The organism is Mesorhizobium sp. CNPSo 4661 (assembly GCF_057784215.1).
In genome coordinates this window covers 20,308-33,070 of the sequence record NZ_JBWGIO010000040.1, presented here as the reverse complement: position 1 = coordinate 33,070, position 12,763 = coordinate 20,308, and the positions used below count along the sequence as shown (strand labels likewise).

14 protein-coding genes and 1 pseudogene are annotated in these 12,763 nt (G+C 62.0%); 7 read left to right on the top strand and 8 right to left on the bottom strand.

Annotated elements, in window-relative coordinates:
• The 8 genes from AC0YKC_RS32560 to AC0YKC_RS32525 form a co-directional block, all read right to left on the bottom strand.
• Positions 1 to 405, bottom strand: a 405-nt coding sequence (locus tag AC0YKC_RS32560; RefSeq protein ID WP_488514037.1) for an aminotransferase class III-fold pyridoxal phosphate-dependent enzyme, incomplete at its 3' end; no start/stop codon positions are given.
• A complete protein-coding gene (gene bioD / locus AC0YKC_RS32555) occupies positions 405 to 1,040 on the bottom strand; it encodes a dethiobiotin synthase (RefSeq protein WP_488514036.1) in 636 nt (211 codons plus the stop codon). The genes bioD and AC0YKC_RS32560, both read right to left, overlap by 1 nt.
• A complete protein-coding gene (locus AC0YKC_RS32550) occupies positions 1,037 to 2,191 on the bottom strand; it encodes an 8-amino-7-oxononanoate synthase (protein ID WP_488514035.1) in 1,155 nt (384 codons plus the stop codon). Before AC0YKC_RS32550 ends, bioD begins: the two co-directional genes overlap by 4 nt.
• Positions 2,188 to 3,129, bottom strand: a complete 942-nt coding sequence (gene bioB, locus AC0YKC_RS32545; RefSeq protein ID WP_488514034.1) for a biotin synthase BioB — start codon at positions 3,127 to 3,129, stop codon at positions 2,188 to 2,190. Before bioB ends, AC0YKC_RS32550 begins: the two co-directional genes overlap by 4 nt.
• Positions 3,130 to 3,280: 151 nt before the next feature.
• Complete coding sequence (nadC, locus tag AC0YKC_RS32540; RefSeq protein WP_488514033.1) at positions 3,281 to 4,135, bottom strand: carboxylating nicotinate-nucleotide diphosphorylase; 855 nt, start codon at positions 4,133 to 4,135, stop codon at positions 3,281 to 3,283.
• The gene (locus AC0YKC_RS32535) at positions 4,135 to 5,676 is read right to left on the bottom strand and encodes an L-aspartate oxidase (protein WP_488514032.1); all 1,542 of its coding nucleotides are present in this window, start codon (positions 5,674 to 5,676) and stop codon (positions 4,135 to 4,137) included. The genes nadC and AC0YKC_RS32535 overlap by 1 nt, the downstream gene beginning before the upstream one ends.
• Positions 5,673 to 6,647, bottom strand: coding sequence for a quinolinate synthase NadA (gene nadA, locus AC0YKC_RS32530; protein ID WP_488514041.1), 975 nt, complete (start codon positions 6,645 to 6,647; stop codon positions 5,673 to 5,675). The genes AC0YKC_RS32535 and nadA overlap by 4 nt, the downstream gene beginning before the upstream one ends.
• A gap of 67 nt (positions 6,648 to 6,714) precedes the next feature.
• Positions 6,715 to 7,683, bottom strand: a complete 969-nt coding sequence (locus tag AC0YKC_RS32525; protein ID WP_488514031.1) for an NUDIX hydrolase — start codon at positions 7,681 to 7,683, stop codon at positions 6,715 to 6,717.
• A 174-nt stretch (positions 7,684 to 7,857) separates the two neighbouring features.
• On the opposite strand from AC0YKC_RS32525, the gene panB reads away from it, so the two are divergent.
• The 7 genes and pseudogenes from panB to AC0YKC_RS32490 all read left to right on the top strand — a co-directional run bounded on the left by panB (position 7,858) and on the right by AC0YKC_RS32490 (position 12,587).
• The gene (panB, locus tag AC0YKC_RS32520) at positions 7,858 to 8,718 is read left to right on the top strand and encodes a 3-methyl-2-oxobutanoate hydroxymethyltransferase (protein ID WP_488514030.1); all 861 of its coding nucleotides are present in this window, start codon (positions 7,858 to 7,860) and stop codon (positions 8,716 to 8,718) included.
• Between the two features lie 152 nt (positions 8,719 to 8,870).
• Positions 8,871 to 8,915, top strand: a pseudogene (locus AC0YKC_RS32515) (hypothetical protein); the annotation flags it as partial.
• 191 nt (positions 8,916 to 9,106) lie between these two features.
• Positions 9,107 to 9,832: a LuxR family transcriptional regulator gene (locus AC0YKC_RS32510; protein ID WP_488514029.1), complete on the top strand. Its 726-nt coding sequence runs from the start codon at positions 9,107 to 9,109 to the stop codon at positions 9,830 to 9,832.
• Positions 9,833 to 9,924: 92 nt separating this feature from the next.
• Positions 9,925 to 10,557: an acyl-homoserine-lactone synthase gene (locus AC0YKC_RS32505; RefSeq protein ID WP_488514028.1), complete on the top strand. Its 633-nt coding sequence runs from the start codon at positions 9,925 to 9,927 to the stop codon at positions 10,555 to 10,557.
• A gap of 22 nt (positions 10,558 to 10,579) precedes the next feature.
• Positions 10,580 to 10,963, top strand: coding sequence for a transcriptional regulator domain-containing protein (locus AC0YKC_RS32500; RefSeq protein ID WP_488514027.1), 384 nt, complete (start codon positions 10,580 to 10,582; stop codon positions 10,961 to 10,963).
• Complete coding sequence (locus AC0YKC_RS32495) at positions 10,857 to 11,423, top strand: DUF2285 domain-containing protein (protein ID WP_488514026.1); 567 nt, start codon at positions 10,857 to 10,859, stop codon at positions 11,421 to 11,423. Before AC0YKC_RS32500 ends, AC0YKC_RS32495 begins: the two co-directional genes overlap by 107 nt.
• A 189-nt stretch (positions 11,424 to 11,612) precedes the next feature.
• Positions 11,613 to 12,587: a hypothetical protein gene (locus AC0YKC_RS32490; protein WP_488514040.1), complete on the top strand. Its 975-nt coding sequence runs from the start codon at positions 11,613 to 11,615 to the stop codon at positions 12,585 to 12,587.
• Positions 12,588 to 12,763 lie beyond the last annotated feature (176 nt).

The following is a 12,763-nucleotide window of genomic DNA, read 5'->3' as shown; positions in this document are numbered from 1 at the left end:
GTGTTCCATGACGACGAGGCGCGAGCGTGGCGCGTCGATGTTGCGGAAATAGCCGAGCGCCATCTTCAGCGCGACCTCGACGGCGGTTGAGCCGCTGTCGGAGTAGAACACCCGGTCGAGGTCGGGCGGCGCGAGGCCGACAAGCGCCTTGGCCAGCCGTTCGGCCGGCTCGTGGGTGAAGCCGGCGAAGATGATCTGGTCGAGGCTCGACGCGGTCGTCTCGATGGCCTTCATGATGCGGGGATGGCGATGGCCATGGGTGACGACCCACCAGGAGGAAATTGCGTCCAGGATGCGGGAGCCGTCCGCCTTGTGGAGGTAGGCGCCCTCCGTCCGGACGATTTCAGGGATCACCGGCTCAAGCGCATGCTGGGTGAAGGGATGCCAGACCGGTGACTGTGACATCATTCGCCTTCGGCAATCAGGTCAAGGTCGAAGCCGGCAACTATCGCCTCTCTCAACGTTTCACGCGTTAGCGGGTCAAGGTGTGGCAACCTGCCAAGCTGGCGCACGCCTCCCAGCTCAACGATCGTCCTTTGGCTATCCGCCATTTCCTCGCCGATGAAAACGACGCCGAGGAGTGGGATGGAGCGGACCCGCAGCGCCTCGATCGACAGCAGCGTGTGGTTTATCGTGCCGAGTGTGGTGCGGGCACACAAAATGACCGGCAGCTTCCACTCAGCGAAGATGTCGATGAAGGTTGTGCGCCGGTTGAGTGGCACCATAAGCCCACCCGCGCCCTCGATGACCAGCGGCGTCGGCAGGACGGGAAAGGTAAGATCGGCAGCCTTTATCGCGATACCGTCGATCTCAGCCGAACGATGCGGCGACAGCGGGCTCCGTAAGCGGTAGGCTTCCGGCAGCACGCGCTCCGACGGCAGGTCGGCAAGCCGCACAACGACCTCGCTGTCGGTCTCGTCGTCGAGACCCGATTGCACCGGTTTCCAATAGAAGCCGTCGAGCTGGCCGGCGAGCCCGGCCGCAAAGACGGTCTTGCCAATTCCGGTGTCCGTTCCGGTGATGACGACGCGTTGGATCATATCGCCTCCGGTCGCGTTTGGGCCAACGCCTCGACGAGCGCCTCGACCATGGCGCAAATGTCGGCCTCTTCGACGTTGAGCGTCAGCGAAATGCGCAGCCGCGATGTGCCCTCGGGCACGGTCGGCGGACGAATGCCGCGGATGTCGAAACCGCGCGCCTGCAGTTCTGCTGCCACCGCCATGGTCCGCCCGACATCGCCGATAACGACGGGCTGAATCTGCGAGCCGCTCGGCGTCACGCCACAGCGCTCAGCCAATTGCTGGCCCGTGAGAGCTATACGTTCACGCAGCTGAGCACGGCGCGTCGGCTCGTCGGACAGCATGGCAATCGCTTCGCGCACAGCCACCGCCATCAGCGGCGATGGCGCGGTGGCGTAGATGAATGGCCGGCACCGGTTGACGAGATAGTTGCACAGCGTTTGCGGCGCTGTAACCAGCGCACCGGACACGCCGAGCGCCTTGCCGCATGTGTGGAGCGCGACGATGTTGTCGCGGCCCTCGAATGCGGCGGCCAGCCCCCGACCGTCCGGTCCCCAGACGCCGGTGGCATGGGCTTCGTCGACGAGGATGAAGGCCTCGCGCCGATCTGCCAGCGCGACCAGACTTTCTAGCGGCGCATAGTCGCCATCCATGCTGTAGAGACTCTCGACCGCGATCCAGGCGCGCCCCATGCCGCCGTCTGCGCGCCAGCGGGTGATCGCAGCCTCGACAGCATCGACGTCGCTATGCGCTGCCAGCTTGAACTCGGCGCGTCCGGCCTGCGCCCCCTCATGCATGCTGGCATGGGCGAGCTCGTCGAGGACCAAAAGGTCGCCCTTCTGCGGCAGGGCTGTCAGCAGGGCAAAGTTGGCGATGTAGCCGCCGCCGAAGAACAGCGCGCATTCGGCCCCGAAGAACGTTGCCGCCTCTGCCTCTAGTTCCTCATGCTCGGGCGCGTTGCCGCGCAGCAGCCGCGATCCTGTGGCGCCGACCGGTGTGCCGCGGGCAATGGCGGCCGCGACCGCGTCGCCGAGCCTTTTGCTGCCCGCAAGCCCAAGATAGTCGTTCGACGAGAAGTCGAGACCGGCGCGCGGCGCAAGCTGCCGCAGCCGGTCCCTGCGCGCCAGCCCCTGCAGGGTTGCCTCGTAGCGCGCCAGCGGTGCCCCGTTCATTGCGCCTCAAGTTCCATCGGCTCGATGCCGAGACGCCGGAACAGCAGCGTGTCCTTGTCCTCGCCTGGATTGTCGGCGGTGAGCAGCGTTTCGCCGACGAAGATCGAATTGGCGCCGGCAAAAAAGCACAGCGCCTGCATCTCGTCGGTCATGCCGGTGCGCCCGGCGGAAAGGCGGACATGCGATTTCGGCATCATGATGCGCGCCATCGCAATCACGCGCACAAATTCGATCGGATCGATCTGCCTGGCGTCGGCAAGCGGGGTGCCCGCGATTGGGATAAGCATGTTGATTGGAACGCTCTCGGGATGTTCCGGCAAGTTGGCAAGAGTGACGAGCATGTCAATGCGATCCATCGGCTCCTCACCCATGCCGACGATGCCGCCGCAGCAGACCTTGATGCCGGATTGGCGCACGTTCTCAAGTGTCTCAAGCCGATCGGCAAAGCTGCGTGTGCTGATCACCTCGCCGTAGTAGCGTTCCGAGGTATCTATGTTGTGGTTATAGTAGTCCAGCCCTGCCTGCTTCAGTCTAATGGCCTGCTCACGATCGAGCATGCCCAGCGTCATGCACGTTTCCATGCCGAGCGCCTTGACGCCTTCGACCATGGCCACCACCGCATCCATGTCGCGCGGCTTGGGATTGCGCCAGGCCGCGCCCATGCAATAGCGGGTGGCGCCGGCGTCACGCGCCTTGGTCGCCTCTGCGATGACGCGCTCAAGGTCCATCAGCTTCGAGGCTTTCAGGCCGGTTTCGTGATGCGCCGACTGGCTGCAATAGCCGCAATCTTCCGGGCAACCACCTGTCTTGATGCTGAGCAGCCGGCTGAGCTGAACTTTGTTAGGATCGAAATTCTGCCGGTGAACGGTTTGCGCCAGGAAGAGCAGATTGTTGAACGGTGCGTCGTGAAGTGCCCGAGCCTTTTCCAGGGTCCACATCCCGCCATCAGCGCATTGTCTCCGTGGCGTCGCGTTAGTCGGATTGGTGTCGTGCATATCCGTCCTGTTTCTTAGCTTCGCTTGCCCTGGCTTCTTCGCCCGCTTGATGCCGCGTCGAATAACTGTCGATAACCGATCGTTTGGTGGCGGATCACGGCGAGTAATAGTCCAGTCCGATGTCGAGAATTGGCGCGCTATGGGTCAGCCACCCGATGGACATCAGGTCGACGCCAGTGGCCGCGATGACAGGCGCGGTTGAGGCGGTGATCCGGCCCGACGCCTCCGTGATCGCCCGGCCGGCAACCATGGCCACCGCCTGGCGAAGCTCATCGACCGGCATGTTGTCGAGCAGGACAGCGTCTGGGGCGAGCGAAAGGGCTTCTTCCAACTGGGCCAGCGTGTCGACCTCGACTTCGATCTTGACGAGATGGCCTACGCTCTTTCTCGCGCACTTGATGGCGGGGCGGATGCCGCCGGCAGCCGCGATGTGGTTGTCCTTGATCAGGACGGCGTCGTCGAGGCCGAAGCGGTGATTGGCACCGCCGCCAGCACGCACCGCGTATTTTTCGACAACCCGCAACCCGGGCGTCGTCTTGCGCGTGCAGGTGATCTTGGCGCGGTGCTCGCGAACCGCTGCGACAAGAGAAGCGGTTGCCGTGGCAATGCCGCTCAAATGGCACAAGAAATTCAGCGCCGTCCGCTCAGCAGTAAGAATGGCCCGGGTCCGGCCACTCACCGAGGCAATGATCTCCCCTTGAGCAACTTTGCTGCCGTCTGCTCGGTTCACATCTAGCTTGATATTTTGGTCGATCAACTTGAAGGCGAGGCTCACCAGATCGAGCCCGGCGACAACCCCTCGCTCGCGAGCCGCCAGCACGGTTGTGGCGTGGTGATATTTCGCTACGGTCGCCTCGGTGGTCACGTCACCGGCTCTGCCAAGGTCTTCGAGGAGGGCTGAGCGTACCAGCGGCTCGAGCATCATTGCGGGAAGCGGTGACAGGCCCATCAGGTGGCACTTTCCAGCGTTGGCGAGTGTGCTAGTTCCCGCGCTGCGGCCAAGGCGGCTTCGAGGGTGATCTCGGAGCGTCGCGCAACAGCTGCGGGATGGGGAAAATCCTCGCGGTAATGAGCGCCGCGGCTCTCTCGGCGCCGCAAGGCGGAAATAGTAATCATCAGACCCACAACCGCCGCATCCGATGCCGCGTCCTGGTTTTCAGCGAGCGACAACAGCGCGTGTGCGGCTGCTTTCAAGGCTTCGCCGTTGCGCACGATGCCGAGTGCGCGCGACACGAAAGGACGCGCGGGTGCCGGATCGGGTGACGGGTAACCGCCCGCAAACAGTGGCCTTGTTCTGCGAGCAGGCGTTCCGGCCACGCTTTCAGCGACCCAACGCGCGCACACGACGGCCTCCGTCAAGGAATTGCTGGCGAGCCTGTTAGCGCCATGCAGTCCGGTCGAGGCGGCTTCGCCACAGGCCCACAACCCCTCGACCGACGTCTTACCCGAGCCGTCCACGGCGACGCCGCCCATGTGATAGTGCTGAGCAGGACGAATGGGAATGAGATCGCGCACGGGATTGATGCCGTATCCACGGCAGGCAGATGCTATTGTCGGGAACTGTCGAACAAATTTCGGGCCAGGTTGTTGCCGTGCGTCGAGGAAGACTTGATGACCATCTGCCAAGTGGCTCCAGACCGCGCGTGCGACGATGTCCCGTGGCGCGAGTTCGGCGCCCGGCACGCCATCGAGGAAGCGCCGACCTGTCTCATCGATCAGGGTAGCACCTTCGCCGCGGACAGCCTCGCTGACCAGCGCCATAGGGCGTTCGGGGCCATCAAGCGCGGTCGGGTGAAACTGGATGAACTCGACGTCGGCAAGGACAGCTCCCGCGCGGGCCGCAAGCGCCAGGCCCTGTCCGCAACTGCCCGAAGGATTGGTGGTGTCGAAAAACAGCCCGCCGATCCCACCGGTGGCAAGGACGACCCGCCGTGAGCCGAAGAAGACGGGTCCTAACGAACAGCTCGCCCAGACGCCTTGTATCGCATTGTCCCTGACAGCCAGACGACGCGCTTCCACGCCCTCAACGACGACAATCGAGGGAGTTGAGCGCACGGCCGCGATCAGCGCACGCATGATCTCACGCCCGCTGCCGTCACCATGCGCATGAACGATGCGACGCCGGCTGTGCGCGGCCTCCAAGCCGAGGCACAGCGATCCCTTTGGCGTACGGTCGAAGGGAACCCCAAAGCACGCAAGCCCCTCGATTGCGCTGGGCGCGGCTCGGAGGATGCGGCTCGCCATATCTGTGTCGCATAGACCACCCCCGGCGGCAAGCGTATCGGCCAAATGCAGTTCCGGATCGTCGTCTTGGCCCAAACTTGCGGCCAACCCCCCCTGAGCCGAGGTGCTTGAAGAGTCAGCTCCCAGTAGCGTCCTGGACAGAAGAAGCACCGGCTCCGGCGCTAGTTGAAGCGCAGTCATCAGTCCGGCGATGCCACCGCCGATGATGATGGGCCGCCCAAAGAAGCTGCGGACACAGGCGTTCAAATTGCCAGCATCCGTTCGACCGCGAGCCGCGCGCGCCCAGCGATGCTGGGCTCGATGGTGACGACATGGCGGTTCTGCTCAAGCGCCATGCGGATGTTGGCGAGAGTGATCCGCTTCATGTGCGGGCACAAATTGCAGGCCCGGATGAAGTCGACTTCTGGATGCGCTAACGCGACGTTGTCGCTCATTGAGCACTCCGTCATCAGCACGACGCGGGGCGGCTTTTGCCGTTCGACATAGTCGGACATGGCTGCGGTCGAACCCGAAAAGTCGGCTTCGGCCACAACGTCGGGCGGACATTCAGGATGGGCTAGCACCGTCACGCCAGGATGGTTTTCGCGCAGCTCGCGGATATCGGCCGGTGTGAAGCGCTCATGCACCTCGCAATGGCCTTTCCAGGCGATGATCTCGACGTCGGTCTGGGCGGCGATATTGTGGGCCAGATATTCGTCCGGCAACATAATCACCCGGTCAACGCCAAGGGATTCGACGACCGCCTTGGCGTTGCCCGAGGTGCAGCAGATATCCGACTCGGCTTTCACTTCAGCCGACGTGTTGACATAGGTGACGATCGGCACGCCGGGATAACGCTGGCGCATCAAGCGTACGTCTTGTGCCGTGATCGAATCAGCCAGCGAGCAGCCGGCGTCTAGATCTGGAATGAGCACCGTCTTGTCCGGATTAAGCAGCTTGGCCGTTTCGGCCATGAAATGCACGCCGGCCAGCACGATGACTTGCGCCTCGACCGTCGCAGCCTTGCGGGCCAGCGCCAAGCTGTCGCCGACGATATCGGCCACGCAATGGAAGATCTCAGGCGTCTGATAATTGTGCGCCAGGATGATCGCGTTGCGCTCGCGCTTCAGCGCCAGAATGGCCTCGATGTCCGGGCTGAAAACCGCCCATTCCCCGGGTGGGATGACGCGCCAGACGCGCCGATACAGAGACGCCGCCGAAGATAACGCCCCGCTCATCATCGGCGCCCCCAATTATAATCCATTTGACTATAAGGGGTATATATCCACGTTGACTATAAGCGTGTCAACCCTTGGCGACCGGCAATTTTGTGCCGACTATCGCCGTTTCGTCGAGGACCGCGTGGCGGAAGCGATAGAGCCTTGCCGGGCGCCCGCCCGTGTCGACCGAAGTCTCGCCAGTCTCCTCGACCAGCTCCTGCTGTTCTATCAGGCGACGAAAGTTCGGCTTGTTGATCAGCCTGCCGACGAGCGCTTCGACGGTTCGTTGCAGCTGCAGCAGAGTGAAATACTGCGGCATCAGTTCAAAGACGACCGGCCGGTATTTGATCTTGGAGCGAAGTCGCGCAATGCCCGTCGCCACGATGCGGCGATGATCGGCCACCATGGACTTGCTGGGCACAAGCGAAGACAGCGTCGCGTCGGGTCCGCTTCCAGCCTCTTGGACCAGGCCTGCTTCGTAAACCAACTCATAGCGTTGAAGCGTAAGTTCCTCGTTCCAATGCCGCCCGTCTAACCCGAAGGCTATCGCTACCCGTCGCCGTCGTTCATGTTTCACGGCTGCGTCGCCGATGCTCTCTGCCCATTCAATCAGGCGCGGTCTCAGCACGTCCAGCACCACAGGCGGGGTGCCGGAGCGATGGTCTTCCCACGGAAAATATTCATACCAGCTTCGCCATCCGCACTTGGCCGAGCCCGCTGCCTGTTCCTTGCGGGTCAGTGCGAGATAGCTGATGGAGATGGCGCGCTGCCGGCGCTCGGCGCCGGCGCGGTCCCGATCGGCGAAGGTGTAGAGCTGCTCAATGTAGCCCAGCGGATGGCCGGTCTGCTGCTCGACCCAGCCCCTCAAACCCGCTTGCAGCGATCGGTGCTCAAGCGCAAATGGTCCGGAAGGCAGTGTGTCCGCCTGCCCGATAGTGAGGACACAGGGTTCATTGTCGCTTACGGCGACGACAAAGGCGATCAGATCCACTTTGGCTTCGTCGGCCTTGACAGTGGTTCGGTCTTTCGTGGTTCCTTTTGCCTGATCGTCCATGTTCGCGAAAGTGGTTGGTCAGGCTCGGAGCGCCTGAATCGATTTAACTTAAGCGCGCGTGTCTGCACGTCAACACCGCGCAGCTGCACGGTCAGTTTTTAGCTCTGCGCACTTGCGCAAAAACGTTCCAAACGCGACATCTGCGGTGGGTCACGTTAGGGAAGGAGGCATGCGTTGAGCACAGCTGGTATTTCAAAAGCGATTACACCGCCCGATATTCGGGCGCGTAAGGGTGGTGTCCCGCTCGTCTGCCTCACGGCCTATACGACGCCGATTGCAAAGCTGGTCGATCGACATTGCGACATCGTTCTTGTCGGCGACAGCGTCGGCATGGTGCTGCACGGCCTGCCTTCCACGCTCGGCGTCACGCTCGAGATGATGATAATGCACGCCAAGGCAGTGCGCCGTGGCCTTGAGCGGGCGCTGATGGTCGTTGATCTGCCGTTCGGTTCCTACGAGGAGAGCCCCGAGCAGGCGTTCCGCAACGCGGCTCGCCTGATGGCTGAGACCGACTGCGCGGCTATCAAGCTGGAGGGGGGCGAGGCGATGGCTGCTACTATCCGTTTCCTCACGGCTCGTGGCATTCCTGTCATGGCCCATATCGGCCTGACGCCGCAGGCTGTCAACGCTATCGGCGGCTACCGCGTGCAGGGCAGGGGAGAGGACGCCGAGCGGATCAGGCGCGACGCGATATCGGTCGCGCAAGCGGGCGCCTTCTGCGTCGTGCTTGAAAAGATTCCAGAGCAGCTCGCGCGGCTGATCACCGGCGAGATTGAAATCCCCACTATCGGCATCGGAGCCTCACTGGTGTGCGACGGCCAGATCCTGGTCAGTGACGACATGCTCGGCCTGTTCTGCTCGTTCAGGCCGAAATTCGTCAAGCGCTACGCAGAAATCGGCGATCAGGCCGGCGCCGCGATCGCGGCCTACGCGGACGAGGTGCGCAAGCGGCGCTTCCCCGCTGCCGAGCACGTCTTTATCGATCCACCCACGGGCGCCGAAGCCGGCGTCACAAGAAGCAAAGAAGCGCCATGAGCCTGCCGATTGTCATGACCGTGCCAGGCTTCACCGCGGGGGCCCGGGTCAGAAAGGGCTGTGCGGCACCTTGATGACATGGCGACAGCTCTCGCCAAGCTCTTCCTGCAGACAGGCGCTGGTATGGCCCGTGATCTGAATTTCCAAGTACCATCCTTGCCTGTCCAAGAGTCCGCGAAGCCGACGGTCTTGCACCGTCATCGCGCAATGTCCTGCTCTCGCCAGCCGAGCGCTGTCGCGCCTCCGAACCATTTCTTCGCTCAGAAGCAAGACGTAATCACGGTGATGATGGTGAAAGGATCGCGCGCGCTGCACCGGTTCGCGATCCTGTAATTCAAGCCTCTGTCCGACATCGAGCGACATTCATACGGAGGTCATGCAAAGCGCAATGCATCGCCTGTTTGAAAACTTTGTCGAGCAACTGTCAGCAAGTGTTGATGCTGTCGATCTCCGTGAGGCGATGGTGGCCGCCGCTGCCGGCTTCGATTTTCCGCTCTTCGCCTACTTCAGTTACCCGACGGTGTCCGCGGGCGCGCCGCGATTGATCTCGAATTATCCTTCCTCCTGGACATCCCATTATCTGCAACAGAAATATGACCGTCTTGATCCGGTCATCCTGCGTGGGCTGCAGGGCTGGGATACCTTTCATTGGGGTGTGGAGCGGGGTCGGCAGTGTTTGCCGATTTCGCAGCAAAGAATTCTGGAAAGCGCGGCTGAGATTGGCATTCGCGGCGGGCTGACGATATCCATGCATGATCATCGCGGCCGGTTTGCTGCCCTGACCCTTGCTTCGGACGAGTCTTGTCCGCCTCTTTTGCGGTCACTGGCACGCTACGAAAAAGCCTTGCAGCTAATGGCCATCAACTTTCACATCCATGCCCGGGCTAGGCTCGCCGACGATCGCGTGGTGGATGGTGTGACGCTCACCCCACGAGAGTTCGAGTGCCTGAAATGGGCGGCGCGCGGCAAGTCGGCTTGGGATATCAGCCAGCTCCTAGGCGTTTCAAAGCGCACCGCGACCTTCCATCTCGAAAACGCCAAAGCAAAGCTTGGCGTTCGAACGACCAACCAGGCCGTTGCACGGCTGGCCGCCTCCGGCCAGGCGAGATCCTAAATCTTCGGCCACGATAGCTGTAAACGTCTACAGGCTGCTTCGCGGTCAGCTTTGCCCTTCGATGACGCAGTACATCCCGCACGGAGGCGACCATGATGCAGCTGATAACGCCAGAACTTTACGGCGAGTTCGCCAGCGAGCTCAACGAGATGCACGGACTGAGGCATCGGGTGTTCAAGGAAAGGCTCGATTGGGACGTTGAGACCAAAGACCAAATGGAAATCGACGCGTTTGATGCCCAGAGGCCTGTCTATCTGCTTCTCAAGGGATCCGATTGGCGAATTCGCGGTTGCGTGCGTCTTTTGCCCAGCACAGGACCCACAATGTTGCGCGATACGTTCCCAGCGCTGCTGGATGCTGACGCCGTGCCCTCGACGCCCGACATATGGGAAAGCAGTCGTTTTGCGCTCGATCTTCCCGCGTCAGCGCCCAACTCCGCCGGCGGGCTGGCCCAAGCAACCTACGAGCTCTTCGCCGGCATGCTCGAGTTCGGCTTGGCCAAGCATCTCACCCAGATAGTAACGGTGACCGATACGCGCATGGAACGGATCCTGCGCCGCGCGACGTGGCCATTGTCGCGCATCGCACCACCGAAGCCCGTCGGCAAAACGCAGGCGGTGGCCGGATTTCTCGAAATTTCCCACGCGAACCTTTTGCGCATCCGCCTCAGGGGACGTCTGAGCGGGCCGGTCCTGTGGCAACCGGTCTTAGGCCAGTCGGCATAGCGACCATTACGGAATCTGGGCCGTGAACAATGCTCGTCTGCTCGGGGAGGCGACGGTCGGTCGTGCATGCTGGCCGGACTGGCGTCGCCACCAAGCCTACCACTATGCCAGTCGACTGCCCCGGACTGCCTGGGCCTGGGAATTTCTTCGGCGCAATCCGCTATTCCAGCGCGAGCACGCCGAAATCGCACCGCCGGGCACGATTGAGGGACCCCGCGCCGATACCAAGATAGTCGAGTTGACGAGTGGATCATCTTTCCTCAGCCATTGGAGCCTCCTCTTTCGCGGACGACCCACAATTGGACGCCGCCTCGGCAAGGGTCTTTTGGGATCCGCGCGACTGCGCCCGCATTCTGCGGGCGAGAGCGGAGACGGTTGGGCTCAACCACGATTTTCAACCGCTTGATCTTGCTTCGCTGTCATGCCGCAAGGACATCCTGCTGACCCCAGCCGGTTTGCAGCACGTATTGCTGAGGCAGGACTGCCGGGCTCTGCAGATCGCGGTTTCCGGCGCCTCGGTTCTGCACCCGTTACGGCTATTTGTGGACGCAATCGTGCCGCCGCGGCACTTGAAGTTCCATGTCGCCGCCCTTCGGTTCCTGAACGACATCGATGCAAGCGGCCGCCTGGCAGCCGCTTGCTTTCCGCCGGAACCCCGCGGAATGCGTTTGAGTGTCGTGCTCCAGGCGTTAGACGGCTCGCTCGCGGGAGCCTCCCATCAGGAGATCGCAATTGCCCTGTTCGGGCCAGCGCGTGTCGAACAAGATTGGGCTCATCCGGGCGGTCATCTTCGCGACCGGGTTCGTCGTGCCATCCAACGTGGCCGCCACCTGATGGGCGGCGGCTATAAGCAGTTTCTGATTTAGTTACGATGACAGCTTCGACTTATTTCGACACGCAAGGACCCGGCCGCATTTGCTGGCGAGGTAATTGTGCGTTGCACAAACTTTGAAGCGCAGTTAGTTCTTCCGCTGCGGGATTCGGGTTTGGGTAATACGGAACGAAGCAACGAGACCAATGCTTCGTTGATAGTGCATTCACACCTGAGGATCCTGATGACCGTTACGAGTACCGACAAAGCCGGCGCTGCAAGCCTCGAATCGATCGCGCGAAACGGCAGCGTGCTACGCCGAATAGCCGTACGCATTCCGACCTACCTGTCGGATCTTCGCGAAAATCCAGCGTGGCTGCCCATGTTCGTGCTCGCCCGCACCATGCCGGCACGGAGAATGCACTGGCGCGGTGCAAAGCCTGTTCGAGCGTCGCAGAAAGCACAGGATACGATGTTCATCCACGTCGATCGCCAGGAGGTTGTCGATGCGCTGCAGTCCGACGGGTTCTTTTCCGGACTCGTTTTGCCGAAATCTATCCATGAGTCGATTGCAGCTTTCGTGCGGTGCACACCTTGCTTTGGCAATTTCGATCGGCGCCTCGAATTCCTGCCGACGGAGCATGCGGAGGCTGAGGCTCGGTTCGGCCGTCCCCTGCTGAGCGGCCATTATTTCGAGCGCATCCTCGACTGCAAGGCGGCACTCGCCGTCCAAAACGATCCGCTGCTGATGGATATCGCTGCGCACTATCTCGGCGGCCAGGCAAAACTGATTACCACGCGCGTCTGGTGGAGCTTCCCCACCGGCCAGGCCTCCGACGCCGACAAAAACCTGGCATCGCTCAACAAATATCACTTCGACCTCGATGACTGGCGCATGTTGAAGTTCTTCTTCTATCTACTGCCGGTCGACGAAGGTACCGGTCCGCATGTCTATGTCCGCGGCAGCCACAGGCGGCGCGCGCTCAAGCACCAGCTGACGCTTCTCGTCGGCCACCCCGCGAAAGAGATTTTGGACGTCTATGGGGAGCAAAGCCCCGTGACGCTTACTGGAGAGGCGGGGCTTGGCTTCGTCGAGGATCCATTCGGCTTCCACATGGGTACCGTGCCGACACACACGCCGCGGCTGATGATGGAAGTCGGCTTCGGCGTTTCACCGCCCTCGCGCCGACGCTTCCACGGCGAGCCGGTTATTCGCTGAGTTCGAAGGATTCCCGGAACAGCTTTTCCCAGGCCGAAACCAGTGCCTCGTAGGCAAATTCAATAGCACCATCCGGGAATAATCGGCGTACACCGTCCGGCGTTTTCCGCCACATGTTGCCACATGCGCAACCAGTCGCGTTCGCATAAGTAGTTGTGAGCTTCCTGGAGGTTGTC

Coding starts and splice junctions, on each gene's coding strand:
- AC0YKC_RS32505 (WP_488514028.1), top strand. CDS start 9,925: ATGATGCAGCTGATAACGCCAGAACTTTACGGCGAGTTCGCCAGCGAG.
- nadC (WP_488514033.1), bottom strand. CDS start 4,135: ATGGGCCTGTCACCGCTTCCCGCAATGATGCTCGAGCCGCTGGTACGC.
- bioD (WP_488514036.1), bottom strand. CDS start 1,040: ATGATCCAACGCGTCGTCATCACCGGAACGGACACCGGAATTGGCAAG.
- bioB (WP_488514034.1), bottom strand. CDS start 3,129: ATGTGGACCCTGGAAAAGGCTCGGGCACTTCACGACGCACCGTTCAAC.
- AC0YKC_RS32510 (WP_488514029.1), top strand. CDS start 9,107: ATGCATCGCCTGTTTGAAAACTTTGTCGAGCAACTGTCAGCAAGTGTT.
- nadA (WP_488514041.1), bottom strand. CDS start 6,647: ATGAGCGGGGCGTTATCTTCGGCGGCGTCTCTGTATCGGCGCGTCTGG.
- AC0YKC_RS32525 (WP_488514031.1), bottom strand. CDS start 7,683: ATGGACGATCAGGCAAAAGGAACCACGAAAGACCGAACCACTGTCAAG.
- AC0YKC_RS32550 (WP_488514035.1), bottom strand. CDS start 2,191: ATGAACGGGGCACCGCTGGCGCGCTACGAGGCAACCCTGCAGGGGCTG.
- AC0YKC_RS32490 (WP_488514040.1), top strand. CDS start 11,613: ATGACCGTTACGAGTACCGACAAAGCCGGCGCTGCAAGCCTCGAATCG.